21 protein-coding genes are annotated in these 25,794 nt (G+C 57.6%); 8 read left to right on the top strand and 13 right to left on the bottom strand.

Annotated elements, in window-relative coordinates; translation table 11 throughout:
* Positions 1-6: 6 nt before the first annotated feature.
* From IEV40_RS09585 to IEV40_RS09575, 3 genes are all read left to right on the top strand, one after another.
* Positions 7-708 (top strand): VIT1/CCC1 transporter family protein, encoded by a 702-nt coding sequence (locus IEV40_RS09585; RefSeq protein ID WP_188420942.1) that lies wholly within the window; start codon positions 7-9, stop codon positions 706-708.
* A gap of 84 nt (positions 709-792) precedes the next feature.
* Positions 793-1,758, top strand: coding sequence for a DnaJ C-terminal domain-containing protein (locus tag IEV40_RS09580; protein WP_188420939.1), 966 nt, complete (start codon positions 793-795; stop codon positions 1,756-1,758).
* A 12-nt stretch (positions 1,759-1,770) separates the two neighbouring features.
* Positions 1,771-2,103, top strand: a complete 333-nt coding sequence (locus tag IEV40_RS09575) for a chaperone modulator CbpM (RefSeq protein ID WP_188420937.1) — start codon at positions 1,771-1,773, stop codon at positions 2,101-2,103.
* Positions 2,104-2,181: 78 nt separating this feature from the next.
* Here IEV40_RS09575 and soxR read toward each other — a convergent pair whose 3' ends face one another.
* Positions 2,182-2,655, bottom strand: coding sequence for a redox-sensitive transcriptional activator SoxR (gene soxR, locus IEV40_RS09570; RefSeq protein ID WP_188420935.1), 474 nt, complete (start codon positions 2,653-2,655; stop codon positions 2,182-2,184).
* A gap of 80 nt (positions 2,656-2,735) precedes the next feature.
* Here soxR and IEV40_RS09565 point away from each other — a divergent pair, with 80 nt between their 5' ends.
* Positions 2,736-3,335, top strand: coding sequence for an NADPH-dependent FMN reductase (locus tag IEV40_RS09565; RefSeq protein ID WP_188420933.1), 600 nt, complete (start codon positions 2,736-2,738; stop codon positions 3,333-3,335).
* 96 nt (positions 3,336-3,431) lie between these two features.
* Here IEV40_RS09565 and IEV40_RS09560 read toward each other — a convergent pair whose 3' ends face one another.
* The 9 genes from IEV40_RS09560 to IEV40_RS09520 form a co-directional block, all read right to left on the bottom strand.
* Positions 3,432-3,689, bottom strand: a complete 258-nt coding sequence (locus IEV40_RS09560) for a hypothetical protein (protein WP_188421204.1) — start codon at positions 3,687-3,689, stop codon at positions 3,432-3,434.
* A gap of 2 nt (positions 3,690-3,691) precedes the next feature.
* Positions 3,692-11,218: a two-partner secretion domain-containing protein gene (locus IEV40_RS09555; RefSeq protein WP_188420931.1), complete on the bottom strand. Its 7,527-nt coding sequence runs from the start codon at positions 11,216-11,218 to the stop codon at positions 3,692-3,694.
* A 58-nt stretch (positions 11,219-11,276) separates the two neighbouring features.
* Positions 11,277-13,046, bottom strand: a complete 1,770-nt coding sequence (locus tag IEV40_RS09550; protein WP_229724037.1) for a ShlB/FhaC/HecB family hemolysin secretion/activation protein — start codon at positions 13,044-13,046, stop codon at positions 11,277-11,279.
* 204 nt (positions 13,047-13,250) lie between these two features.
* Positions 13,251-14,147, bottom strand: coding sequence for an efflux RND transporter periplasmic adaptor subunit (locus IEV40_RS09545; protein ID WP_188420927.1), 897 nt, complete (start codon positions 14,145-14,147; stop codon positions 13,251-13,253).
* A gap of 28 nt (positions 14,148-14,175) precedes the next feature.
* Positions 14,176-14,373 (bottom strand): DUF1656 domain-containing protein, encoded by a 198-nt coding sequence (locus tag IEV40_RS09540; RefSeq protein WP_188420925.1) that lies wholly within the window; start codon positions 14,371-14,373, stop codon positions 14,176-14,178.
* A complete protein-coding gene (locus tag IEV40_RS09535; protein WP_188420923.1) occupies positions 14,363-16,606 on the bottom strand; it encodes an FUSC family protein in 2,244 nt (747 codons plus the stop codon). The genes IEV40_RS09540 and IEV40_RS09535 overlap by 11 nt, the downstream gene beginning before the upstream one ends.
* Complete coding sequence (locus IEV40_RS09530) at positions 16,603-17,103, bottom strand: MarR family winged helix-turn-helix transcriptional regulator (RefSeq protein WP_188420921.1); 501 nt, start codon at positions 17,101-17,103, stop codon at positions 16,603-16,605. The genes IEV40_RS09535 and IEV40_RS09530 overlap by 4 nt, the downstream gene beginning before the upstream one ends.
* Positions 17,100-18,596 (bottom strand): efflux transporter outer membrane subunit, encoded by a 1,497-nt coding sequence (locus tag IEV40_RS09525; protein ID WP_188420919.1) that lies wholly within the window; start codon positions 18,594-18,596, stop codon positions 17,100-17,102. The genes IEV40_RS09530 and IEV40_RS09525 overlap by 4 nt, the downstream gene beginning before the upstream one ends.
* Positions 18,597-18,841: 245 nt before the next feature.
* Positions 18,842-19,126: a DUF378 domain-containing protein gene (locus IEV40_RS09520; RefSeq protein ID WP_188420917.1), complete on the bottom strand. Its 285-nt coding sequence runs from the start codon at positions 19,124-19,126 to the stop codon at positions 18,842-18,844.
* Positions 19,127-19,381: 255 nt separating this feature from the next.
* Here IEV40_RS09520 and hpf point away from each other — a divergent pair, with 255 nt between their 5' ends.
* Positions 19,382-19,813 (top strand): ribosome hibernation-promoting factor, HPF/YfiA family, encoded by a 432-nt coding sequence (gene hpf / locus IEV40_RS09515; RefSeq protein ID WP_188420915.1) that lies wholly within the window; start codon positions 19,382-19,384, stop codon positions 19,811-19,813.
* Here the strand turns inward: hpf and IEV40_RS09510 are convergent.
* The gene (locus IEV40_RS09510; RefSeq protein WP_188420913.1) at positions 19,799-20,698 is read right to left on the bottom strand and encodes a DMT family transporter; all 900 of its coding nucleotides are present in this window, start codon (positions 20,696-20,698) and stop codon (positions 19,799-19,801) included. The two genes, hpf and IEV40_RS09510, sit on opposite strands and share 15 nt — an antisense overlap.
* A 279-nt stretch (positions 20,699-20,977) precedes the next feature.
* On the opposite strand from IEV40_RS09510, the gene IEV40_RS09505 reads away from it, so the two are divergent.
* From IEV40_RS09505 to IEV40_RS09495, 3 genes are read left to right on the top strand one after another with little or no spacing between them, the layout of a single operon-like run.
* Positions 20,978-21,652, top strand: a complete 675-nt coding sequence (locus IEV40_RS09505) for a (2Fe-2S)-binding protein (RefSeq protein ID WP_188420911.1) — start codon at positions 20,978-20,980, stop codon at positions 21,650-21,652.
* Entirely contained in the window at positions 21,652-22,632 is a 981-nt protein-coding gene (locus IEV40_RS09500; RefSeq protein WP_188420909.1) for an FAD binding domain-containing protein, read from the top strand. Before IEV40_RS09505 ends, IEV40_RS09500 begins: the two co-directional genes overlap by 1 nt.
* Before the next feature lie 28 nt (positions 22,633-22,660).
* A complete protein-coding gene (locus IEV40_RS09495) occupies positions 22,661-24,892 on the top strand; it encodes a xanthine dehydrogenase family protein molybdopterin-binding subunit (protein ID WP_188420906.1) in 2,232 nt (743 codons plus the stop codon).
* Positions 24,893-24,919: 27 nt separating this feature from the next.
* Here IEV40_RS09495 and IEV40_RS09490 read toward each other — a convergent pair whose 3' ends face one another.
* The gene (locus IEV40_RS09490; protein WP_188420904.1) at positions 24,920-25,309 is read right to left on the bottom strand and encodes a tautomerase family protein; all 390 of its coding nucleotides are present in this window, start codon (positions 25,307-25,309) and stop codon (positions 24,920-24,922) included.
* A gap of 44 nt (positions 25,310-25,353) precedes the next feature.
* Complete coding sequence (locus IEV40_RS09485) at positions 25,354-25,770, bottom strand: MarR family winged helix-turn-helix transcriptional regulator (RefSeq protein ID WP_188420902.1); 417 nt, start codon at positions 25,768-25,770, stop codon at positions 25,354-25,356.
* Between the last annotated feature and the right edge of the window lie 24 nt (positions 25,771-25,794).

Raw genomic sequence — 25,794 nt, 5'->3', positions numbered from 1 at the left:
ATCTGCATGCCGTATCGCCCGCATTCCGAACAGCATCCCAACGAACGCATCGGCTGGCTGCGCGCTGCCGTTCTCGGCGCCAACGACGGCATCATCTCCACCTCCTGCCTGCTGCTCGGCGTGGCCGCAGCCAATGCCGGACGCAGCGAACTGCTGACCGCCGGCGTCGCCGCGCTGGTTGCCGGCGCCATGTCGATGGCCGTCGGCGAATACGTTTCCGTCAGTTCGCAAAGCGATGCCGAAAAGGCCTCGCTGGATCGCGAACGCGAGGAACTCCTTGCCCGCCCCGTTGCCGAACAACGCGAGCTGGCAGGGATCTACGTATCGCGCGGCGTGACGCCCGAACTGGCGACGCAGGTTGCGCAGCAATTGATGGCGCACGATGCGCTGAGCGCCCATGCACGCGACGAACTCGGCATCCGCGAAGACACGGCCGCACGTCCGGTACAGGCGGCGGTGACGTCGGCCGTCACCTTCTCGACCGGCTCCGCGCTGCCGCTGCTGACGGCGATCATGGCGCCTGCCGACATACGTATTTCCTTGCTGGCGGCAACGTCGCTGCTGTTCCTGATCGTGCTCGGCTGGCTGGGCGCCGCCATCGGCAATGCGCCGCCGCTGCGTGCAGCGTTGCGCGTCGGCGTGCTGGGCGCGATCGCCATGGCTGTCACCACGGGTATCGGCGAACTGCTCGGCACTGCCGTCGGATAGCAGCAGGAACATACGCATATACACATCACAATCGTCATCAAGAATTTCTGACCGGCAAACGACCAGCAAACGCGAGAGGCGCAGATGAAATTCAAGGACTACTACGAAACGCTGGGCGTCAAGCGTGACGCCACGCCGGACGAAATCAAGAACGCCTACCGCAGGCTGGCGCGCAAATACCACCCGGACGTCAGCAAGCAGGATGACGCCGAAGAACGTTTCAAGGAAGTCGGCGAAGCCTACAAGGTGCTGAAAGACCCGGAAAGCCGTTCCGCCTACGACCGTCTCGGCGCCAACTGGCAGAACGGCCAGGATTTCCAGCCGCCGCCCGGTGCCGGTGCCGGTGCCGGTGCCGGCGGTTTCGAATTCCGCAGCAATGGCGGCGGCTTCGAAGGCATGGATTTCGGCGACTTCTTCGAGCAGATGTTCAGCCATCAGGCCGGACATGGCGGCCAGCGTACACATGGCACACGCGGCGCACACACCATGCGCATGGCCGGCGAGGATCATCACGCCAAGGTACAGATCGAACTGGAAGATGCCTACCACGGCGCGGAGCGTTCGATTTCATTGCGCCTGCCGGAGGTCGACGGACAAGGCCACGTCGTACACCGCACGCGCACGCTGAGCGTCAACATCCCCAAAGGCATACGCGCCGGACAGAACCTGCGGCTGGCCGGCCAGGGCGGTCCTGGCATCGGCGGCGGACCGGCCGGCGATCTGTATCTGGAAATCGCCTTCCGCCCCCATCCGCATTACCGCGTCGATGGCACCGACGTCTACATGGACTTGCCGCTGGCACCGTGGGAAGCGGCTTTGGGCGCGACCGTCACCGCCAATACGCCGGCCGGCGCCGTCGAGCTGACGATCCCGCCGAATTCCGCCGCCGGCCGCAAACTGCGGCTGAAGGGAAAAGGCATTCCCGGCAAGGAAGCCGGCAATCTGTACGTCGTGCTCGCCATCGCGCTGCCGCACGCCGGAACCGACAGCGAAAAGGAAGCCTATCGCACCTTTCAAAACGCATTCGACTTCCATCCGCGCGCCAAGTAAGGAGAAACGATCATGACCGACACTGCGATTCACAGCCCGATTCACAGCCAGCTGATCGACGACGACATCACCTTGAGCATGACTGAACTATGTCATTGCTGCGGCATGTCGCACGACACGATAGAAGCGTGGGTATTCGAGGGCGTGCTGCAGCCGCAAGGCGAACAGCCGCAGGAATGGCGCTTCAGCGGCCCGATGCTGCGGCGCGCGCGACTGGCGCAACAGCTGGCGCAGGAAATGGAAGTCAATCCGCCCGGCATCGCACTCGCGCTCGATCTGCTGGAACGCATCGATGCATTGCAAGCTGAGCTGACACGCGTCAGTCACTTCCATGCGCGCTTCTGATTCGCACTTGCAGATTGAAGCAGATATCAGGAAAACAAGTCTGTTTTAATCCGGCCTGATTCAAGTTGGCCGCACTTCTCAATCCGGTTCCAACAGACGCGGCCCCGCCCCCTCTTCCGCCAATGTGTCTGCCGGATTGCGCAAGCGACAATCGCGGATCGACAGGCAGCCGCAGCCGATACACTGATTGAGCTGGTTGCGCAGTTTCAGCAGATTCTCTATCCGTTCATCCAGATCCGTCTTCCAGACGGCCGACAGACGCCGCCAATCCTTGGCCGTCGGCGTACGCCCGGATGGCAAAGTCGCCAGCGCCTCGCCGATCGCAGCCAGCGGAATGCCGATCCGCTGCGCCACCTTGATGATGGCGACGCGCCGCAGCACATCTCGCGCATAGCGGCGCTGGTTTCCCGCATTGCGCCGGCTGGCGATCAATCCCTTGGCTTCATAAAAGTGAATGGCGGAAACCGCCACGCCGCTGCGTTCCGCCACCTCGCCGACCGTCAGTTCTTCACGCAAACCGTGCGGCCCGGCCTTTCTTTCCGTCTTTTTCATATCAAGCACTTGACCTAAAGTTAAGTTTAGGTTTTACACTGGCCGCCGTTCAATTGCAAGAACCGGAATGGATGGAGCACATGGCGGAAAACGATGCTAAAGCTGGAGAAAACATACGACTGGCGCTGCTGCTTGGCAGCACGCGGGAAGGCAGATTCTGCGACACAGTCGCTGGCTGGGCAGCACGCCAGATCGGCCGGCATGCGGACTTTGCGCTGGATATCGTCGATCCGGCCTTGCTCGACCTGCCACCGCATCTGGAAAGAAACTGCCGCCCTGCGCTGGCGGCCCTGAAACGGCGGCTGGATGAAGCCGAAGCCTTCGTCATCGTCACACCGGAATACAACCACGGTTATCCGGCCGTGCTGAAGCAATTGATCGATTCGGCTTACGGCGTCTGGCAGGCCAAGCCGGTCGGTTTCGTCTCGTACGGAGGATTGGCCGGCGGCGTGCGCGCCGTCGAACAGTTACGGCAGGTATTCGCAGAAGTGCATGCGATGACGGTACGCAACAGCGTCGCCTTCATCGATGCGTGGGAACAGTTCGATCGCAACGGAAATTTGGTGTCACCGGCACGTGCCGAGCAATCGATGACGATGATGCTGGCGCAGTTGCGATGGTGGGCTTGTGCACTGAAGCAGGCGCGGAGAGTGCAGTCTTATGCCGAGATAGCGACCTGATTGAGAATTTTTACCTGCCCAATAATCATAATCAGCCAGGGCATCTTGTTTGTTTTTAAGGACAAAAATTATTCAGCCAAATGGCCAGAATCTTCTTCATTCCTGTTTTTCCTCTTCATAACTTTTTCTGGCATTTTCATATTCGTTATCGAATGGTTTAATTTTCAACATATGAGCCTGAGCCGCATATCCACCAACTGCCGCCAAAAAAAATCCTACAAAAAGAAAGAAACAGCCTCCAATAGATGTAATTCCTATTGATATTCCCACTATTGCGCATCCAACCCCTGCAATAACAAGAAAGATTCTTATCCACTCTTTTAAATTTCCATCTCTAATAAAAAAATCCTTCATTCTTATTCTTTCCCATTAATTTTGTTTTGCATCTCTTGAGCTGTAGAAGAATTTTTCCACATCTCCAGTACTTCATTCGTAAACGGAGCCCCTAAAGGATAGCGATCCATCATTGGCTTTGCCGCCAAATCAGTCAATGAATTCACTGTAGTTGCCCCTATGTTTGGCCTCAAAAATTGCTCCAAAGCTCCAGCACTAAATTCGACTATCTCCGCTATACCTGCCATTCCATACTGTGTTGCCGCCCCGGCCTGAGAAACTGGATTAGGATTCATCGATAAATAAGCGCCATATGCTGTCGACAATGAAGAAAAACGCCCTGATTGTGTCGAAAGCCAGCTAGCAAAATCTGCAGCGTTATTTCGACGTTGCACCAAATTATCTACCGGGATACCCGCCGCACAATCAAACGCACCATAAGGGCATGCCGCTGTTTGAATAGGTGGGGTATTGATAACCTTAGGTACAGACGGCGCATCAAAAGGACCTGCATAAGTGATCGTGCCAGGTATACCTTCACCGGTAGTATTTTGCACAATGAATGCGCGCAACTCCGGATTCATATCCGCCAAAGATTGAACAACAACCGTACCGCCACCGGGAACCCATGTACTACCTTCATCCAAGGGCTTTCCGTCCAAAACTACGTCAACGATACCTGGTTCAACCTCTCCATTAATAACAACATCCATACTCCGCATTTGCTCTTCAATTTGTTCTGCCGTGTATTTTCCTCCACTTAGCTTCGCCAGCTTTTGCGCAAGTGTTTTTTCTTCAGGATGCAGTTGTCTATTATTGGTATCGGTATTGAACGCCATTCCCGCACCAGCCACATTCCCGCCACTAACTACAGCCCCCACACTTGCTGCCGTTCCTTGTGCAATCAATTGCGCAGCGGCCTTGGCAACCGTTTCACCAATTCCAGCATCCTTCAACGCTGTCAAGACGCCATCCTGCAGTTGATTTAAAAGCGGCGCCGCACTTGCCGCCGCACTTGCTCCCAATGCACCATCGACACCTCCAGCAAAACCACCCAGAGCGGTATGCAATGCAATGCGATAGGCGCCGCCTTCATCCCATTTCCCTACTTCGGCGAGTAATTGTGCCGCTTTGCTCTCATCACCTGCTTGCACTGCTGCCATGGCCTGATCTTTCAGGCCTTGCATTTGGCTCGCTGCAAAGTTTGCCGCTGCCTTTGGCGCTTCGCGTCCGAATGCCTGCGTGATCTTCATCTGTGCATCTATCTCGTGTTGCACTCGTTCGGCATCGAAAATCTTCTGGATGCCGGTTTCCTTGTCGCCTGTCCGAACATCCTTATTACCCGCAATGCCGGAAACGCCGCTTTGCGTGACGCTGCTTGCATTATCGCTATCGCTGCCATAACCGAGGCTGGTACCGCTCGGCGCGAGCTTGCCATCGAGGCTGACGCTACTACCGAGGTTGAGACCCATGCTCTCGCCTTCGTATTCGGCCTTGTTTTGGATGTCGCTCATCGTCAGACTGGCGGTCACGAGACTGTTCTTGCCATCTTCCACGGCTTTGTCGGTACTAGCGATCACCGCACCTTTCAAATCGGTATTGCCATCGACATTGACCTGGAAGCCATCATCACCCGCCTTGATGCCGCTCTGCTCTGTCACGCTGGCGTAATCGCTATTGACGTTGCTCTTGCTGTAGCTGATGCTGCCGGAGACGCTTGCGCCCACCGTGATGCTGCCGCCGATGTTCTTCTGTTTGCTGTCGTATTGGCTGGTGTCTTGCAGGCTCTCGATATTCAGGTCGCCCCCCACGTTGGCGATGACCTGATTTCCGCTGACGGCCGCACCCTTGATGGTCGTATTGCCGCCAGACTGCATGGCAACCTGATCCCCGGCCGTTACGTGCGTATTGGTCCAGCCAACATCACTGCCATCCGCCTTGCCACGACCAGAACTGGCAGATGCCGTTACACCGAAACCACTAGTACCAATGCTGACGCCCAGGCTTCCGCTACTGCTTTTGTTGCTACTATGCTGTTCCGCCGTGTTCCGGGCGGCGATCAACTTGATTTCATCCTCCGCCAGCATCGCCAGATTGTTCCCGGCTGTGATGTTGGAACCGTGAACAGTGATATCGGAATCCTTACCCGCACCAGCGGCCACAATCGTCACGTCGCCGCCTGCGGCAATCGCGGAGCCGACAGCCGTGCTGCTGGCTTGCGTCGACTTGCTTTCGCTCTTGGAAGAACCATAGCTGATGCTGACGTTTATGCCTCCTACCTTGTCCGCAGCATTGGCATCACGACTACCGGTTACATTTCCATTTGCATCCCTACTGGTAATGATTTGATTCGTCTTGTCGCCAACATCAACACCTTGCCCGCGTTGTATTGCGCCATAGGCATCATTGATTGCCAAGGCCGAAGTAGCGCCGGCAAGCGCCTGCATTCTGCCATCAGAGGTTTGCCCGGCTGCCTGCGCCATCTGTTGCACGGTTTGAATTGCACTGATTACCGGGCTGCTGATGGCAACCGTCAGGCCGCTTTGCTTGAAGCGTTGTTCGCTGCGAGCCAGCTGTGAATCAGCTACGGCATTAATATCGACCTTCTGTGCAATGATATTGACATCCCCATCTGGAGAACTGACCTGACTGGCCGTCTGCGTATATTGCTTGCCGGCCGAGAGATCAACGTTACCGCCAACGCTGCCTACCGTAGAGCCGACATTGGTCTCTTTCGTTACCCATTGTTTCTGCGTGAGCTTCTGGCTACCTATGGTTACACCGAAGCCGCCGCCAGAAAACATGCCGGATTTTTTCTTCTCGTAGAAATAGTACGATTTGGATTGCTGCTGATCCGCCCCGATGGTGAGATTCCTGCCTGCGGTGATTTGCAGATCGTTGTCTGCCACGATCTGGCTGGCCTTGACCAGCACGTCGCCGGTCATGTCGATCAAGTTTCCTGCCTGAACAGCAACCGATTTTCCGCTGACGACGCTGCCTTCAACCTGTTCCCTAGTCGCCAGATCCGAGATCGTGACCACCTTGGTACTGAACATGCTTTTCGATTTCTTGTAATACTCATACGCGGTAGCGTGTTCGGTCTTGATTGCGCCGATTTCCACATTGTTGTTGGCGACCACTCCGACTTGCCCATTCTGGGATTGCAGGTAAGCGCCCGATAATTTGACGTTACCCGTGCCGGCGATCGGCTTGACTATGCCATTTTCATCGGCGGCTCCCGCCTCACCTGTAGCGCGGACAATCAGATCATTTCCTGCGGAAATGACGCCGCCCGAAAGTTTTTCGTCGGAACGCATATATCGTGCATAACGGTTCTTGCTCACGTTCTGGATATCGTCAAGCTGTGAATCCTTGACTGCCTGGATCGCGACATTGGTTCCCTGCATGACAATGCTGTCACCCGCCGCCGCATTCACGCCAATGAGCGCAATATCGCCCTTGCCTGCAGTTCCTGCTGCCAGAACAACGCTGTTACCCGCACCAAAAATTGCCAATTCATTGGTAACGCTTTCTTCCTTGTGATAGGCGCTACGCCCTTTCGTGACACGGCCGCCGCGTTGATCATTGATGGCATAACTGGTTTCGAGCGCATTGACCTTGATGTCACGGCCGGCAACCACTGCAAGATCCTTGTCGGCGAGTACGGCACTTGCCTTGCCGATCATGTCTCGACCGGCATCGAGTGTGACGTCGCCGCCTTGTACCGTCGCAATACGATCCACATTGACACGTTTGGAAGCGATCGTCGTGGCCGTTCTTTTCGTTTCTCCGGCGATTGTGCGTGTTTCCAGAACGATGTCGCGGCCTGCGGACAGGGCGACCTGACTGTCTTCGCCAGTTCCAATAATCGTTCCGGAAATATTCTTGAAGTCATTATTGGCACGAGCATATACATCCTGGCCGCTGATACGTCCGTCGCGGTTGGTCAAATCATTGCCTGCCACAAGTGTGGTTTCGTTATCGGCGGAAATCTGGCCACTGTTGACGATATCGTGTGCAGATTTGATCGTGACATCCGATCCGGCGATCAATCCACCGCTAGGTAAAAGATCGCCTTCCTGCGGACGACGCAAGTAAACTTGCGGCACCAAGACTTCCTGCACGCTACCGTCCGCCAATGTGACAGGCTGTTTGATCAGCATCACGATATCCGTCGTCAGCAAGGCCATTTGCTCTGCCGACAACACTACGCCGGGGCTGATCTGATATTGCTGCACAAATGCGATACCCGCATCCATCAGGCTTTTATATTCGCTCTCCGTGTCTGTATAACCACTGAGATAACGCTTACCTGTTAGCGCAAGTATTTGATCGTTGATCAATTGCTGTTCAACGAAGCCATCGCCGTAACGCTTTAACTGCAACTCCGGACTTGCGATCAATTTCTCGCGGTAGTAATCGCTCGACAGGAAATTATTCTTGATGGTGAAACGGGGGTCACTTTCAACCAAATACTTTGCATCCGGTGCAGTCTTGGCGGTAAGGATGCTGCTGTTCGGAATCGTCCATTCGCGGTATTGCGTCTGACCGGACAACTGATCAATCGCGTCCTCCGGAAGCGGCGCCACTGGCGTCGAGCCGGCATTGGATGTCAGATCCCTTGATGCCACAGGCGTCGATGCATTCTGCTTATAGGTATACGCTTGCAACGTCGTTGTAGTAACCACAGGAGCGCCGGTAACCGCTCCCTGGTCATACCAATCCAATTCCGGATCGTTCGTGGTACGGGTTACATAACGAATTCTGAGACGCCCGACATCCCTTTCCGTTCGCGTTCCTTGCGTACCGCGATTCTCGACATTCGCTCCGACAATATTGATCGTTCCACCAGCTACCATACTGCTGTTGTCATTCAATACGGAGTTGCTGGCGTCAATGGTCAATCCATTTCCGGCCAGAATTTCTGCTGGGCGCGTAGAGTCGACAACCGTATCGGTAATGTCTTTTCGCGTCCACTTGTATTCACGCCAGTCGTCGAATGAACGTGCAGTTAGATTTGCATTGAAAGCCAGAATTTTGTTATTTAATAACGCGAACTGCCCTGGCGTTACTCCGAAAAGCGCCCATATCGGATCAGAGTTTGTGTATCTATATGTGTATTCGCAATCACCATCACGACATCTTCTGGTGTACGCCTCATCCTTTGGCTCAGTGCCATAAGTAGCAAATGGGTAAGCGGCGCTTGGCAATACATAAGCTCCCATTCCTCTGCCCAATTTCGAAGACCAGCCGAGCTGTGCCGGATTGTATTTCGTTAAATCGCTGCTTTCATGACGCTGAATCTGCGTTTTGTTGATAGCGACACTACTCGTCACCGTCCGGGTTACCAATTCATCGTTTCGGTTGATCAAATCCTTCGCTGCAATGTCTATGTTTCCCGCCGCCTCTATCTTTGAAGAAGCATTGAGCAGGGTTTCGATTTCTCCCGTAGCAGCGTTCTCATCGGAAAATCCGCCCGCCATCGCAATATCACCAAGGCTGTAGATCAGCCCTCCATTCGTATTGCCGATGTTCCGTGCACCCACCAGCAGGTTTTCACGGGCAGCGATCACTCCTGTATCGCTATTGTTGAGCGTATCCGCCTGTATCTTTAGTAAATCACCGTAGACGCGTCCGGTGTTGTCGACCGTATTCGCGTCGATCGTCGTTGCAGAGCCATCTATCAAACCGGTAGCAGTATTCGTCAACGCTCCCGCAAGGTTCAGCGTCGTTTCGTTGCCAGCGCTGATTTCCCCCTCGTTCAGCAAATCGCCCGTATTGACAACCATTTTTTGGCTGGCATTCAAAGTTCCGTTGTTGGTTATATTCTTCGCGCTAACGGTGAAATCCTTTTCTGACGACAGAATTCCTTTGTTGATGTAATCGCCGTCAATGTCGAGCGCCATATTCCCGGAAGAGGCAAGCGTGCCGTTGGTGTTATCCAATGCTGCGACAGAGACCGTCGCATCTGCACCTGCCTGAATGTTCCCATCCGTGTTGTCCAATTGCGCATTCTTCGTATCGATGTACAAGATTCCATCTGTCGCGATCGTTCCCTGTGCATTACGGATTTCACTTCCGTTCAACGCAACCGCTACATTGCCGACCAGCGTTCCAGCCTGATTGTCGAGCAGGCCATCGCTCGACGTAGTCATGTTCAAAGCTTGATTGGCAAGGATGCTGCTCGCACGATTGTCGATACTTTTAGTCTGCAGCGATACATTGCCTCTTGCCTGCCATACACCGTCGGCATTGACGATCCGCTCTGCTGCAGCAATGCCCAGATTGCCGCCTGCATAAAGCGTTGACTTGTCTGCTTGAACGTCATCCGTCGATGCTGAAAGCATTGCATTGCCGTCCGCAGTGAGCGTCGTCTCATTGAGAGAAATGGCATGAGCATGCATCGAAAGATCGCCGGCAGCCATAAGCTTGCCCTTGTTGTCATTGATTGCGGCTGCCTTCATTTCGATATCTCCGCCGCTGAAAACGATGCCGAGATTGTCGAGATTCCCAAGGGAGGCGATACGTACCGCGCTGTCGCCAATGGCCTTATCCTTCAATACAATATTTCCGCTTGCGGCAAGCTGCAGATTCTGCTTTGCGTAACCGTCCGTCAACGCCAGATCGCCATTGGTGGCAAGAGTCAGATTTCCCTGTAACGCCGCGATGCGGCCGGTACTGTTGACACCAAGTCCCTGCTCGGTGGCAACCATATAAATCTGGTTGGCATACATGCCCCCCAGTTCCTTGATATCGATTGCGAATTCTGGCGCAGAGTCGCTGCCATTCTTTGCAATTGCCTGCAGGGTGCCGTAAAGCACCTCGTTCCTGCCCGCGATCACATTGAGATTCCTGCTCCAGATCTCGCCTTCGATGACGATGCCGCGGGCGATGAGGTCAAGTTGTTCGATATTGGCCGCATTCAGCCCTTGCGTACCGATATTCAATTGCCCCTGACCGACGTTGAAGCCAGTCAGTGCGCCATTGCTCCCGAATCGCGGCGCGCCGGCTGCCAGCGTGGCGCGATCCGTATTCAGAAAACCGCAACCGTCGCAGCTCACGCCATTGGGATTGGCGACGACGATGGCGGCCTTCTGACCGGCGACCTCAATCGTTCCTCTCAACCGGGACGGATTCCCTGACACCACTTCATTGAGAATGACGCGTGCCGGCGTTGCTCCCATCTGGGGATTGCCGGCAACCCAGCCGCCAAGCTGTGTCTTGCTGTTGTTTCTGCTGTTATTGAGAATCAAGCCTTTCGGCGCGACATTGAAATCCTGATATTGGTTACGGCTCACCCCTCCGGCGGAAGGCGGTGCGATATTGACGATAGGAACGCCGTTGTTGGCCGCATCCATGATGGGCCGGCGACCAGCCGGCGCATTCTTGTACGCGACGACCTGCGCAAAGGCTGAGGCGACCGGTCCGATGATTTGGGCGAGGTAAAGAAAAGTGACGGCTTTGGCAACCAGAGACACCCATGGACGGCGTGTGGCACATACTACGTTCGATTCCATCGAATCGATATCGAGATTGGATTGCTTCTTCATCGTTAACTCCCCTTGTCCTGCCAATATCCAACTGTTGTTCAGTTGTTTTCACTGTCTTTTAGAAACCGTATGTCACCGTCAGGTACGGATTTGTATTGCGTGTCGTAAAACCTTCCGGCTTGTAGAGCGGCGTGCCAACTCCTATGTCCCACTGCAATCCCTTCCATTGACCGCGCAGGCCAAGTACGGCGCCGGCAAGCTTGGTGCCAATCAACAGCTCGGCGCTGGCACCCCATACGCGGCCGAGATCGATACCGGCATACGCCTGCATACTCACGCTTTCAGCCAATTGGAACGAGGTGGCCACTTCGTTGCGCAACGAATAGCCGCTTTCGGCCAGCAAGATGCTCTCGCCATCGAAACCACGTACGCTGTAACGATTACCGATCGAGAATTGATCGTTCGAGGTCGTCACATCCTTCGTGTGCTGGCCGTTGATGGAAAGGCTGTATTGAAACGGTTGCTCCGCAATGGCAAAGGGCTTGGTAATGCTGGCTGAGAACAACCATAATTTCGGACGTAGCGTCAGACCATCTGGACTATCGCTGAAATCTTCCTGTGCATCCTTCCATCCCATCCCGCGCCGATAGCCCGCTTCCAGATAAATAGCTGCATCGCCGATCAGCTTTTTGTAGTTGATGCCTGTTTCGAAATTGGTGGTACGCCGCTTCTGAACCAGCAGTTCGACATCGTCCAGAAAGCTCCGGGCACGCCGTGTCGAGACGGCTGCATAGACGCCGAATTTGGAAGAGGCATTGCGCAGAAGGATGTGATCCAGCCTGAACTGATCCGAACTACTGGAGCCACTGGAAAGAAAATGCGCTGTCGTACCTTGCACGATCTGGGCATAACGATTCTTGGAACGGTTATAAGACAGCGTGCTGTATCCGAAAGGAATGCTATAACCGATGGAAGCGCTTTGGCTGCGATGTTCGGAGTTCAGATTCTCCGTATTGCTGCTGACGTTAAGACTGAGGATGTCGTTCAGGCCAAGCGGATTATCCAGGGATAGATAGCCGGAGAACTGCTTCTTGCCCAATGGCTCGGTGCCTGAATTGTCCAGCGTAAGGCCGCCGCGCATCCGATCCGCAAGGCTGCCGGCCTGTCTTTCGATGACAACGACGCTAGTATCGGCTTGCTCCCCTGGCTCGATCCTGTTGCGTACTGCTTGGCTCGGCAGGCGTTGCATCTGCTCTGTTCCCTGCTCCAGATCGCGGATGTTCAGTACATCGCCTTCGGATACTGGATATGCATTGCGCCACGTGCCCCAGGCCTTGTCCGGCAGATCGCTGCCAGCTTCGACGAAACGCACTGCCGACACCCTGCCGACATGTACATGAAACAGTAGCGTACCGCCGCTCATATTCTGCGCAGGCAGGCTGGTCTTCGTCGTCGCATAGCCCCACTCGATCAGCTTGGCATCCAGCAATGCTGCAATCCTGCGTATCCCTTCGAGGCCGATACATTGCCCACGATAAGGAAGTACCACATTCTTCAACCAGGCGAATCGCTGTACGCCATCACCTTCAAAACGGAATTCTTCGATGACGAAGCAAGGAGTCTCGTGGGGCAATTCCGTTACCGCGGATTCTGCCGGTTCCGGACGCAACAGATCCTGCTTCGGGACTTGCTGCTGCAGTTGTTCACGCAAACGCTCTTCCTGTCGACGCAATCCTTCTTCTGCTCTTTGGGCGGGAGCAATCCCTGTTGTTTGAGCCCACGCTGGGATGAGAGGAAATGACAGAACGGCCAGCAGCACAAAAATGGCTGGCAGGCGTGCGACTGCGACGAAAGAAAGAGGATGTAGCGAAAGCAGGAGATCATTCAACCGCCCGCTTCCAACTACATTGGAGGATTTGCCTTGTAACCGCATCTACCGCTACCCGATGAAACATCATTGAATCGAATAGCGGAAGTTACCCGAAGGCAACCGATTTTAGTCCCCCATATACATGGGAAAATTGTTAAATAAGTTGTCTTGTTTGGTGTCTTTATTTGATAAAGCGCATCAAGAGATTTGTGTCTTATCGTATTAATTTTTATCGGATTTTTCCTCTTTCGCTGCTTCTCCCGGCTTGACGATCACCGTACAAGTCATGCCCGCAGCCAGCTTGTGATCCTTCGGCAGATCGTCGATGCGAATGCGCACCGGGATGCGTTGCGCGAGGCGTACCCAGTTGAAGGTCGGGTTGACGTCGGCCAGCAGTTCCCTGCCCGTCGTTGCGTCGCGATCGGTGATGCCGCGCGAAATGCTGTCGATATGGCCGTGCATCGCCGGGCTACCGTCGAGCATGCGGATTTCCACCGCATCACCGACGTTCAGGTAAGGTAGCTTGGTTTCCTCGAAATAGCCGCTGACGTGGAAGGAATTACTGTCGATCACGGCCAGCCGCGCCACGCCGGCCGAGACGTAATCGCCGGCATAGACGTGCAGATTGGTTACATAACCGTCGGCCGGCGCGCGCACGTCGGTGCGTTCCAGGTTCAGCTTTGCGGTATCGCGTGCGGCGACAGCGGCTTCATAGCGCGCAGCGGCGATTGCCGACAGCGATGCAGCCGATTCACGGTTCTCGCTGGTGACGATGGCGGCATCCAGTCCGGCGCGGCGCGCCGCTTCCCGCGCACGCATGTTCTTCTCCGACTGTTGCGCGGCGACGTTTGCCTCCGCCTGTGCCAGTGCCTGCGCGTAGCGGTCCTTGTCGATCGAGAACAGCAGATCGCCCTTGTGCACGAACTGGTTGTCGATGACCGACACGCCGGTGACGATGCCCGACACATCCGGCGCAATGTGGATGATGTCGGCCTTGATGCGTCCGTCGCGCGTCCACGGCGAATTCATGTTGTCGTTCCACAGGTAGCGGCCGAATAAAAACGCGATCAGCAGCAGTACTGCCGTGATCAAATAACGCAGGTAGACAGATCGACGCATGATGCGCTCCCGTTTCTTGTTGATGTATTCAATAAAGCAGCAAGGCCAGCACGCCGAAGATGCAGACCAGCAGGCACAGGCGGAACAGCGACTTGTGCCAGACGTAGCGATAGACGCCGAAATGGCCGCACAACCAGTCGACGCCCACGTGAATCAGCAGGCTCAGTACGAAGACCAGCAGCAGCGACGGCATCAGGATGCCGAAAACAGCAATCTCACGCGCCATATTCGGCACCTCCATTCGATGAAGCGGCAACCGGCCGCGATACGTTCAGCGACGAATCCAGCAGCGATGCGTAGATCAGATGCAAGTCCGTCAGCGCGCGTTGCAGCACAGCGGCCTCGCCGCTGCCCGCTGCCGCTTCCGCCTTCAAGGCGCGCAATTCGACACCGGCCTCACGCGTGACCACCAGGGCACGCGCATGCATCGTCGTTTGCGGCCGTCCGAAATAAGCGGCCAGCACGGCCATGCATTTTTCGGTTTCGAGGCGCGCCAGATGGCCAGCCGGCAGTTGCGCATTCAGCGCACGCAGATCGAGAATGGCATGCCCCAGTTCCAGCAGCGCGATCGCCTGATTCAGCACGCGGCGCGTTTCAACGTCAGCGGTGCCGCGTATGCCCATGTTCAACTGGTTCAACAGATCGCGCATACGGTTTTCGAAGTGGTGGCGCAGCTGCAGCCGGTCGCTGATGCACAGCAGCAATGCCTCTTCCCACATCGCACGCTCGATATGGCGGCGCGAACCCTGGCGATGTTCAGGCAGGATCAGTGCGAACATCACCGAGGCCAGCACCAGGCCGATGATCTGCGCGATCGCGTCGTTGAAGAAATTGACGACGTTGAAGCGCATCAGGTTTTCCGGTGCGATGATCTGCGCGAACATCAGGTTGAAGCCAAGGCCGATACCGGCCACGCGGCGCCATGTCGTCGCATAAAGACCGAACACCAGAAAGGCACCCATCGACAACACCAGCATCAGGTAGCCCTCGACATGGTTCAGCATGTAGAACGCGCAAACGAAAGCAAACGGCGTCGCTGCCGCAAAGCCGATCGTCACCTGCTTGATCATCTGGTTCGGGTCCGGCGACGACGCTGCTAGCGCACAGAAGACCACGGTCAGGATCACCGCGCCGCCAGCGCTCGGCCAATTCAGTCCATACCACGCCAGAGCCAGTATCAGCAGCGCGGCAGCGGCACGCAGGCCTGCGGCGATGGCGATCGTTCCCGGCGTGCGCGCGCTGTACGGCAAGGGCTTCACTTGCTGCGCACGCGTCGCTTCGGTCAGCCGCCCCGGCAATTCGTGATAGATCGCAATGAGCCGATACATCTCGTCGTTGAAACGCTGCATCAGTTCGAGCGCGGTATCCATGTCCAGTCGTTGGCGGCCGGAAGGATCGGCCAGTGAAAATTCGGCGCGTGCCTGTTCGATCATCTGCGGCAGTTGCTGCTGCAACAGTGCGAAGCGTTCGCGCGTCACGGCAGCTTCGGCCGCGGTGCGTGCCGGCAGCTCCGTCACCAGCAAGGCTTGCGAAAAGGATGCGTACAACGGTGCCATCGCCTGCGGCACCGGCGAATCGCCACGATCTCGCAGACGTTGCATCCACTGGTGCAGCGTATGGAAGGTCGTCAGCGCCGCCATGGCCGCCGCGTTGAATGCATGCAGCTGCTGCGTGCGTGTACGGATGTCGCCGGCTTCGAAGAAGGCAGCAGCACGGTTCGATTCCAGCGCGGCGACTTCGGTGGCGAACTGCAGATGCAGCTTTTCCAGTTGCGTCTCGCTCAGCTTGCCGCGCATCGCGTCGTGGCATAGCTGCGCAAAATTCAGATACAGGCGGCGCACTGCCTGCACCAGCTGTTCGCTCTGATGGCGCGGAAACAGCGCATCGTTGACGACCGCCACGCACAGGATGCCAAGCGTGATCTCGGTGACGCGCGCCACCGCCAGATTGAAGACGCCAAGCGGATCGTCGATCGCCGGAATCGCGATCATGCAGGCCGTGTAGCCCGCCAGCACGAAACCGTAGGAACGCGCATTGCGCAGCAGCGTGGAACCGCCGGTGCACAGCGCGACCCAGATCGCCAGCGCAATGAACAGCAGCATCGGCTGCTGCGGAAACAGGCCGACGATCGCCAGCGCCGCACAGCAACCTACCAGCGTGCCGACCAGACGATAGAAACCTTTTTCCAGCACCAGGCCGCTGCTCGGCAAGGCGACGATGAAGACCGTCATCATCGCGCTGCGCGGCGAATCGAAGCCGAGACGGAAGGCGATCCACAGCGCGAGAAAGGCGGCGAACAGTGTCTTCAGCACGAACAGCCAGCGTTCGCCCTCGCTGCCTATCCAGTCCTGCGTGATGGCGCGCATCAAACGTCCGGCATGGCGACGACGCGGCGGCCGTGCTTCGGCAGCCACAGTCTCGGCCACAACATCGGCCGATGCACTGGCCGGTGTGCTCACTGTCCCTCCGCTTCGAGATTGGCAAGCTGGCGCTTCAGCAATTCTTCGTGCTGGCGCAGATCGCGTTCGGCGATGCCTTCATAAGTGCGGTGCAGGATCGCCCAGTGCTCCGGTGACAGTTGTTCGACGCGCCTGCGCCCTGCCGCCGTCAGCGAAATCGTCACGCTGCGGCGATCTTCCACGCCGGAGCGGCGCTTGATCAGTCCCTGCTGTTCCAGTTCGTTGCAGATGCGCGTCATGTTGGCCGGCTTTTCCGAGCAGGCTTCGCCCAGATCAGACGCACGCTGCGTCTCGTTTTCCGAGCCGTACAGCACCATCAATGCCGTAAAACTGACGTTCGTCAGCCCGTGTTTCTTCAACACCGCATTCAACTGGTCCTGCGAACGTTTCTGGATGTGATAGGCCAGGCGGCTCAGTGTGACCAGTTGCGCCGGATAATCCGGTATGCGTTCTCTGCAGCGTGCGATGCGGCCCGCCGTACTGTCGAATGCGCTCATGGCTGCTCCGTTTTCGGTTGATCGTCGCCTGGTTGGGAAGCTTGCTTCACGGGTTCGGGCTGATGTTCGGGCTGATAGCCACCACCCAGCGCCAGCATCAGCGCCGCATGGCTTTCCAGCATGCGTGCGGCAATCTGCGCCTGCAACTGTTCCTGCGACAACAGCCTGATCTCGCTATTCAGCAGCACAAGAAAATCGGCCAGGCCGGCGGCGAATCCCTTGCTCGCCAACGTGCGGGCATGCACCGCCGTGGCGACCGCCGCATCGTTCATCTTTTGCTGCTGTTGCAACGACTGCGCAGTGACCAGTGCGTTCGATACACTTTCCAGCGCATGGATGACGGTGGCGTTGTAGTTCTCCACCGATGCATCGTAAGCGGCGGTGTGCGCACCCAGATTGCTGCGCAGGCGGCCGCCGTCGAAGATCGGTAGCGAAATCGCCGGACCGATGCCGCGTATCGCCGATTCGTTGTTGATGAATCGGCTGAAACCGACGGACTGGAAACCGATGAAGGCCATCAGGTTGATGTTCGGATAAAAGGCTGCCTTGGCTGCATCGATCTCGCGCGCCGATGCTTCCACGCCCCAGCGTCGCGCCGCGACGTCGGGCCGACGGCCAATCAGGTCGGCCGGCAGCATGGCCGGCAATTGCAGCCAGTCGTTGCCTTCCAGCTTCATCGTCGGCCGCGCGATCTGCGCGCCGGCGGACGGCCCCTTGCCGCTCAATGCAGCCAACTGGTTGCGCAGCAGCGTGACGGCTTCGTCGTACTGCTCGATCTGGATCTGCAGCGGTGGTACCGCAGCTTCCAGTTGCGTGACGTCCATCTCCGTCGCCAGACCGGCCGCCAGGCGCTTGCGCATGACATCCAGGCCTTTTACGCGGTGCTTGAGCGTTTCCTCGGCGATGTCCTTCAGCGCGAACTGCAGCGACAGTTGCACATAGGCGCGCACGATATTGTTTTCCAGCGCCAGCCGCGCGATCTGCGATTCGGCTTCTGCCACCTTCACTTCATCGATGGCGGCAGCCAATGTCGAACGCTGCCGGCCCCACAGATCGAGATCGTAGGTCGCTTCCAGTGCGGCGCGGTTGTACCAGTCGACGTGGCCGGCCTGCGGCGGTGGGATGAAGTCGTGCTCGGAAAACAGCTGGTAGGTCATCGCCGTCTTCGCTTCGATTTGCGGCAGGGTCGCCGCCTCGGCACCACCCGCGATTGCCTGTGCCTGGCGCACGCGCGCTTCGGCGATGCGCAGGTTCGGATTGCCGGCCAGCGCCTGATCGATCAGCGCATCGAGCTGCGGATCGTCGTAGGCTTTCCACCATTGCGTTTGCGGCCACTTCGCCGCTTCGACTGCCTTGCCTGTCTGTTCCGCACCGACGCCGCCCAGCGCATTGGCATCCACCTGCTGCGACTGCGGCACGATGTGTCCCATGTCGGCGCAGGCGCCGAGCAAGGCTGTGCAACAGATCAGGCTGAGACTGGCAATCGTTTTCATCTTCGTGCCGCGGTTGAAGTTGGGATGCTTTTTATTTTACTCCAAAATATTTTACTAATGAAATATAAATTTCTGAATTATTTCCATCCGGCGTTGCGGCAGCGCAAAACCCGGTCGATCCATTATTTACTCGCGGAAACGGAACGGCAAGATTGTCGAAAAGAAAATAACAAAAAGGGAAAGTAAATGAAAACGGCGATTGCCGGAAAAATCCGGACAACCGCCGCAGACGGAAAGATTTATGGTTATTTGTGCGCGGTTTTTCGCTGCCCCAGATGGAAGGCCATATAGATGCCGTACAGCGCCGACAGGCCGACCAGCAGATAGATCAGACGCGCGCCCGGCCCTTCGCCGAAAATCATTGCGACGACATCGATGTTCATCAATCCGATCAGTCCCCAGTTCAGGCCGCCGAGAATCAGCAGCGCCAGCGGAACCCAGTCGGCCCCCGTCAATCCAGGTCTGTCCATGTTTGCACGACGATCGGGCAGTTGGCGTCGTTCGACCATGGGAGTATCCAGTGTTGCCATGACGATCTCCTTTATGTTGAATGCCGTGTTGCCTGCATTATCGATATTGAGAGAAAACTGCAATACCAACGGCCGATCGGATCGACCGCCTGCCCGCATTCTTCCACACCGTACGGAAACATCCAGTAGGAAAACGCCGTCAATCGTCGTCAGAATCCGTTTGAGAAAAACCATGTTCATGAGTCGATTTTTCGTCAGGAACGATTGATCCGTCCTGTGTTCTACCTGTCACATTCCTCAATAAAAGGAGAACGCATGAACATCCTGATCACCGGCCATCATCTCGATCTGACGCCTGGCATCCGCGAATACATCGTCGGGAAACTGGACCGTATCGTCCGCCACTGCGACCGTATCGTTGAAATCGAAGTCCTGCTGAGCGTGGATACCCTGCCGCAAAAGGAAATCCGCCAGCGCGCCGAAGTCACCCTGCGGCTGAAAGGCGAAACGCTGCATGCGGAGGAACAGGCACAGGATCTATACGCCGCCATCGACGGCGTGGTCGAAAAGCTGGACAGGCAGGTCGCCAGATCTAAAGGGAAAATCACCGATCATCGCCGCGAAAGCCCGAAGCGCATGCAGGAAAACACGGATGACCTTGGCAACGAAGTCGACGAAGCCGGCGATGAAACTGCAGACGAAAGCGAAACGGCGATCGCCAGCGCGCCGCCGTCAGCGTCGCGATGAGACCACGATGCCGCCGACGATCAGCGCGAACGCCACGGCGTGATACAGGTGCGGGATTTCACCGAGAAAGGCCGAAGACATCAGCGCCGCGAACAGCGGCGTCAGGTTGCTGAAGAAACCGGCAATGGTCGGCCCCACGCGCTGCACACCGATGCCCCAGCAACGCAGCGCGATGATCGCCGGGCCGATGGCGACGAACAGCAAAGCCGCAGCCAGCGGCCAGCCCCAGACGATCTGCTGCGCACCTATCGACCACTCTCCGGCGGTAAACAAGGCCGACCATGCGACGCCGAATGCCACTTGCGCCAGCAGGAACGCAGCCCAGTCATGCCTGATTTCCTGCGGATCGCGCGGCAGCGTCAGCAGCCAGCTGTAGAACGACCAGATGATGGCCGCAAGAATCATCAGCAGATCGCCCGGCACCAGCCGCATCGACATCAGCACATGCCATTCGCCGCGGCTCAGCACCAGCAGCACGCCGCAGATCGACAGCACCGCGCCTATCGTCTGCCGATGCGAAATCGACGAACCGAAGAACATGCGCCCGATCAGCATCATCCAGACCGGCATGCTGGCCGCCACCAGTGTCACGTTGATCGGCGACGACGTATGCAGCGCCAGATACTGCAAGGTGTTGTACAAGCCTATGCCCAGCAATCCCAGCAGCGAGAAACGCTTCCAGTTCGGCCACAGCGCGCTGCCGCGACGGAATACGCGGCTCGCCAGCGGCAGCAGGATCAGCATCGCGATCGTCCAGCGCAACAGGTTCAGCGTGACCGGCGGCACCATCTCGTTGACCGTGCGGCCGACAATCGCATTGCCGGCCCACAACAGTGGCGAAATCGTCAGGAACAGTACGGTGGACGGCGTGATCTTCTGGGTCATTGGTGATTTCCTGCAATCGAAAGGCGGCCAGTGTAGGGCCTCAACCTAACTTGAGGTCAAACATCGGCATCGGCCAAATGCGAGCGGTCGCAGCGATCGACGACGAAAACGGAAGACAGAGGATACCGGATTGCGCCTGCGCAATGTTTTTGCGGCATTGAACTTCGCCTCGCGTTGACGATCAATCGGGCTGAAGCAGGCAACACGAATACCGATGAGGCATCGACGACGTGCATGCCGATGCCGACGCTAACCCAGATCGTTTCACAGGCGGCGTTCATGGCAAATCAGGATTCCTCTTTTCCGCTGACGGCGGCATCTAGCAGTTCAGCGTCTTCGCCGTCGCATCCGGCGCGGCGCGACTTCCTCAAATCGATGGGCGCGGCATCCGGCCTGGCGGCCGCGGGCAACAATGCGTGGGCGCAAACCGCACACACCATCGAAGTGCCGCCGCCGGCAGCGCAAAAGACCGATGGCAGCCACACCATCAGCATCACGGTCAACGGCAAACCGCATACGCTGCAGGTCATGCCCAACGCCATCCTGCTTGACGTGATCCGCGACCAGCTGCAGCTGACCGGCACGAAGAAAGGCTGCGATCACGGCCAGTGCGGCGCATGCACGCTGCACGTCAACGGCAAGCCGATCAATTCCTGCCTGTCGCTGGCCGTCTCGCATGACGGCGACAGCATCACGACGATAGAAGGCCTGGAGCGCAACGGCCAGCTGCATCCGGTACAGCAGGCATTCTGGGAACACGATGCCTTCCAGTGCGGCTACTGCACGTCCGGCCAGATCATGACGGCCGTCGCCGTACTGAACGATCCGCACATCGGCAGCGACGATGCCAGTGTGCGCGAAGCCATGAGCGGCAACATCTGCCGCTGCGGCGCCTACAAGAACATCCTCGCCGCCGTGCAGGATGCGCGCGGCAAGCTGAAAGGAGCCGGCTGATGCGCAACTTCGACTACACGCGCGCCGCCGATCAGACGCAAGCCATTACCTTCCACGCGCAACTGCCCTCTTCCTATCTGGCCGGCGGCACCACGCTGCTGGACTTGATGAAGATCGACGTGATGCGTCCGCAGCGCGTGGTCGACATCGCACGGCTGCCGCTGGATCGCATCGAGACTCTGCCGGATGGCCGGCTGCGCATCGGCGCGATGGTCACCAATACCACGCTGGCGCAGGACAAGACGGTACTGCGCGACTATCCGGTCCTGTCGCAGGCGCTGCTGTCCGGCGCCACCACGCAATTGCGCAACAAGGCCACGACCGCCGGCAACATCATGCAACGCGTGCGCTGCGGCTATTTCCGCGACGGCGTCTCGCCATGCAACAAGCGCGAGCCGCATTCCGGCTGTGCCGCCATCGACGGCCACAACCGCAGCGTGCATGCGGTGCTCGGCACCAGCGAACACTGCATCGCCTCGCATCCGTCCGACATGTGCGTGGCGATGGCGGCGATCGGTGCAACCGTGCAGGTACAAGGGCCGCGCGGCGAACGCACGATCGATTTCCTCGACTTCCATCTGCTGCCCGGCAGCACGCCGTGGAAGGAGCACGCCCTGCAGGACGACGAACTGATCACGCACATCGTGCTGGATCCGCCAATCGCCGGCAGCCGTTCCGGTTATCTGAAACTGCGCGATCGCGCGTCCTACCAGTTCGCGCTGGCATCCAGCGCCATCATCGTCGCGCTGGACGGCAACGTCGTACGCGATGCGCGCATCGCACTGGGCGGCGTCGCCACCAAGCCGTGGCGTGCGCGCAATGCCGAACAGGCGCTAATCGGACAGTCGATGACGCCGGAGATCTTCCGGCACGTCGCCGCCGCTGCGATGCAAGGCGCAGTGCCGTACAGGCACAACGCTTACAAGATTACGCTGGGGCAACAGGCCGTGATCCGCAGTCTGCAAATCCTGGCGGCATAACGATGAAGACACGACAATGGAGAGCCGCATGACAGACAAGATGATCGGCGCCGCCGTGCGACGCGTGGACGGCCGCCTGAAAGTCACCGGCGCGGCCATGTATGCGGCCGACCATCATCTATCCGGCATGGCCTACGCCTACGGCGTGTTCAGCACCATCGCCAACGGCCGTGTGCGCCGCGTCGACGATACCGATGCGAAGAAGGTGCCGGGCGTGATCGGCATCTATCATCACCAGCATTTCTCCAGGCTGTATCGCAATCCGAAGACGGCCTTCTCACCGCAGGATGTCGCCAACAGCAGCAAGGTCGAGGAAAGCCGGCTGCCATTCGAGGACGATCGCGTCCATTACGCCGGCCAGTTCGTCGCGCTGGTCGTGGCCGACACCTTCGAGCATGCGCGCGAAGCGGCCTATCGCGTCAAGGTCGAATACGCGAAAGAAAAGCCGGTCGCCAATCTCGCACAAAGCCTGCGCAAAATGGAACCGCAAGCCACGCCCAAGAGCTTCAACAGCGGCAATGCCGCCAGCGCATTTGGCAGCGCACCGCGCAAGGTGGATGCCGTCTACGTGACGCCGGTCGAAACGCACAATCCGATGGAAATGCACGCGACCACTGCCAACTGGAACGGCGATGCGCTGCACGTCTACGAAGCCACGCAAGGCGTCGTCGTCCATCGCAACACGCTGGCGCGCATCTTCGGCCTGCCGCCTGACCGCGTGACAGTCGAAGCGCCGTTCATCGGCTCCGGTTTCGGCAGCAAGCTGTGGGCCTGGCCGCATTCGATTGCCGCCAGCGCCGCCTCGCGCCTGGTCGGTCGGCCGGTTCAGCTGGTGGTGCCGCGCATGCAGATGTTCACGACGACCGGCCATCGGCCCGAAACGCAGCAGCACCTGAAACTGGCAACCGATACGAACGGCAGGCTAGTATCGCTGCAACACGATTCGATCAACACCACATCCTTCACCGACGCCTATGTCGAGAACTGCGGCGGCATGACGCAAGGCGGCTACAGCTGCCCGAACATGACGGTCACGCACAAGACCGCGCAGGTCAACCACGGTACGCCGACCTCGATGCGTGCACCTGGTGCAGCGCCCGGCCTGTTCGCGCTGGAATCTGCTATCGACGAAATGGCGCTCGTCAACGGCATCGATCCGCTGGAATTCCGCAGGAAGAATTTCGCCGAAACCGACGAAAGCGAAAAACTGCCGTGGTCCAGCAATCATCTGCGCGAAGCCTACGATCAGGCCGCGAAGAAATTCGGCTGGGAAAAACGCAATCCGAACATCGGCAGCATGCGCGACGGCAGCGAAACCATCGGCTACGGTGTCGCCGCCTGCAGCTGGGATGCGATGCGTACGCCGGCCGAAGCGCGCGTCTCGCTGCGCAACGACGGCAGCGCCCACGTGACCTGCGCGGTACAGGACATCGGCACTGGCACCTATACCGTCGCCGCGCAGACGGTCGCCAGCCTCACAGGCATCCCGCCGGAACGCATTGTGGTGCGGCTCGGCGATTCGTCTTTTCCATCGGGGCCGGTGTCCGGCGGCTCATGGGCGACGGCCAGCGTGATGCCAGCCATCGCACAGGCGACACGCCACGCGCTGGACCAGCTGAAAACGCTGGCAGTCGCAGAAGGCGGCAGCTTTCAAGGCGCAAAACAGGAAGAACTGACAGTAGGCAACGGCACGCTGAAGCATGGCGCACGCGCACTCACCTTTGCACAGATATTGCAGGCGCAGAGAACCGCCAGCGCGGAAGGCCAGGGGCACACGATGCCGGAACAGGCCGGCAAGCTGTCGTTCCGCTCATTCGGCGTGCATTTCGTCGAAGTGCGCTGGGATCCGGGCATTTCACACTTGCGCGTGGCGCGCGTAGTCAGTGCGATCGACGTCGGCCGCGTGGTCAACCGGACGACGGCAAGCAACCAGGTCGAAGGCGCCATCGTGATGGGCATCGGCATGGCGTTGTTCGAAGCAACCGAATACGACGAACGCAGCGGCCTGCCGGTCAACAACAACTATGCCGAATACATGGTGCCGGTGCATGCCGACCAGCCGCAGATCGACGTGATCCTGCTCGACCATCCCGACTACAAGTTCAACGAATTCGGTGTGCGTGGCATCGGCGAGATCGGCATCACCGGACTGGCGGCGGCTGTTGCCAATGCCGTTTATCACGCCACCGGCAAGCGTATTCGCAATCTGCCGATCACCAACGACAAGCTGATGGATGGCGTGCCGGCGATACGCACCTGAAACGCGGCATGGTCCATCTTCCCGCAATCAGTGATGGTAGCGATATTCTTGGGTTCGTCCACCGTAGCCGTATGAAGCAGCTTTCACATCTTCGACATGGATATAGCTTTCCTCATGCAAATCGCCAAGTATCCGTTCGAAACCGGCAAACGCTTCGCGAATATAGGCAGCTTTCTCATCCTTGGTATTCGTTTCGTCGGTAATCTTGATGTCGAAATAAAAGCTGTTTTTCCCGTGTTCGCTCAACAAGCGGCCACCGACCACCCAGCTGTCACGCGCAACAAAATCGATGGCGATCGCAGTAACTTCACGTTTTTTCTTCAAAATACGTGTCGTCAGATCCAGCAACAACTCGCTGATCTGGTTCACCAGTTCAGGTGTTTTTTGTGCGCTTACCTTTACGTTCAGGATAGGCATGATTCTCTCCTTTTAGTTTGATATACAACTACATGGAAAAATATTCACTCAATAGCCGAACGCACGGCCCGCACACTGGCGACAGTTTGGTCAAAATGTGCCGTACTCAATACTTTCTTAAAACGTTTTGTCACCTCTCCGCTGGCAGCATCGAGTTCACCCTTCATCGCGATCGCAGTTGCCGTCGGCTCGATCGCCGATTCACGTCCATCTCGCTCCGTTGCGCAACGCACGACCAGTTTCATTTTCTGCAATCCGTCCAGCGTACGCGTCGCGGTGGAACGTGAAATTGCCAGCTCTGCCGCAAGCTCGCTCTGCAGCAATCCTGGTTTGGCTAAGATCACACGCAACATGAACGCTTGCGACGGTGTCAAGCCGTAAGGCTTGAACGCCTTGCTCCATTCCTTTTCAAGCAAACGGGCCAACGCGGTCGTATTGAAGTAAAGACAGTGTTCGAACATGGGTTCATATTACGCATATTTGAT

The organism is Oxalicibacterium solurbis, from assembly GCF_014635845.1.
GTDB classification, from domain to species: domain Bacteria; phylum Pseudomonadota; class Gammaproteobacteria; order Burkholderiales; family Burkholderiaceae_D; genus Oxalicibacterium; species Oxalicibacterium solurbis.
This window is presented reverse-complemented; position numbering and strand designations above follow the sequence as displayed.

Excerpts from the sequence above, each read along its gene's own strand:
- IEV40_RS09490 (WP_188420904.1), bottom strand. The coding sequence starts at position 25,309 with ATGCCTATCCTGAACGTAAAGGTAAGCGCACAAAAAACACCTGAACTG.
- IEV40_RS09485 (WP_188420902.1), bottom strand. The coding sequence starts at position 25,770 with ATGTTCGAACACTGTCTTTACTTCAATACGACCGCGTTGGCCCGTTTG.
- hpf (WP_188420915.1), top strand. The coding sequence starts at position 19,382 with ATGAACATCCTGATCACCGGCCATCATCTCGATCTGACGCCTGGCATC.
- IEV40_RS09530 (WP_188420921.1), bottom strand. The coding sequence starts at position 17,103 with ATGAGCGCATTCGACAGTACGGCGGGCCGCATCGCACGCTGCAGAGAA.
- IEV40_RS09560 (WP_188421204.1), bottom strand. The coding sequence starts at position 3,689 with ATGAAGGATTTTTTTATTAGAGATGGAAATTTAAAAGAGTGGATAAGA.
- IEV40_RS09575 (WP_188420937.1), top strand. The coding sequence starts at position 1,771 with ATGACCGACACTGCGATTCACAGCCCGATTCACAGCCAGCTGATCGAC.
- IEV40_RS09525 (WP_188420919.1), bottom strand. The coding sequence starts at position 18,596 with ATGAAAACGATTGCCAGTCTCAGCCTGATCTGTTGCACAGCCTTGCTC.
- IEV40_RS09510 (WP_188420913.1), bottom strand. The coding sequence starts at position 20,698 with ATGACCCAGAAGATCACGCCGTCCACCGTACTGTTCCTGACGATTTCG.
- IEV40_RS09545 (WP_188420927.1), bottom strand. The coding sequence starts at position 14,147 with ATGCGTCGATCTGTCTACCTGCGTTATTTGATCACGGCAGTACTGCTG.
- IEV40_RS09555 (WP_188420931.1), bottom strand. The coding sequence starts at position 11,218 with ATGAAGAAGCAATCCAATCTCGATATCGATTCGATGGAATCGAACGTA.
- IEV40_RS09585 (WP_188420942.1), top strand. The coding sequence starts at position 7 with ATGCCGTATCGCCCGCATTCCGAACAGCATCCCAACGAACGCATCGGC.
- IEV40_RS09540 (WP_188420925.1), bottom strand. The coding sequence starts at position 14,373 with ATGGCGCGTGAGATTGCTGTTTTCGGCATCCTGATGCCGTCGCTGCTG.
- IEV40_RS09505 (WP_188420911.1), top strand. The coding sequence starts at position 20,978 with ATGGCAAATCAGGATTCCTCTTTTCCGCTGACGGCGGCATCTAGCAGT.
- IEV40_RS09565 (WP_188420933.1), top strand. The coding sequence starts at position 2,736 with ATGGCGGAAAACGATGCTAAAGCTGGAGAAAACATACGACTGGCGCTG.
- soxR (WP_188420935.1), bottom strand. The coding sequence starts at position 2,655 with ATGAAAAAGACGGAAAGAAAGGCCGGGCCGCACGGTTTGCGTGAAGAA.
- IEV40_RS09495 (WP_188420906.1), top strand. The coding sequence starts at position 22,661 with ATGACAGACAAGATGATCGGCGCCGCCGTGCGACGCGTGGACGGCCGC.
- IEV40_RS09500 (WP_188420909.1), top strand. The coding sequence starts at position 21,652 with ATGCGCAACTTCGACTACACGCGCGCCGCCGATCAGACGCAAGCCATT.
- IEV40_RS09580 (WP_188420939.1), top strand. The coding sequence starts at position 793 with ATGAAATTCAAGGACTACTACGAAACGCTGGGCGTCAAGCGTGACGCC.
- IEV40_RS09520 (WP_188420917.1), bottom strand. The coding sequence starts at position 19,126 with ATGGCAACACTGGATACTCCCATGGTCGAACGACGCCAACTGCCCGAT.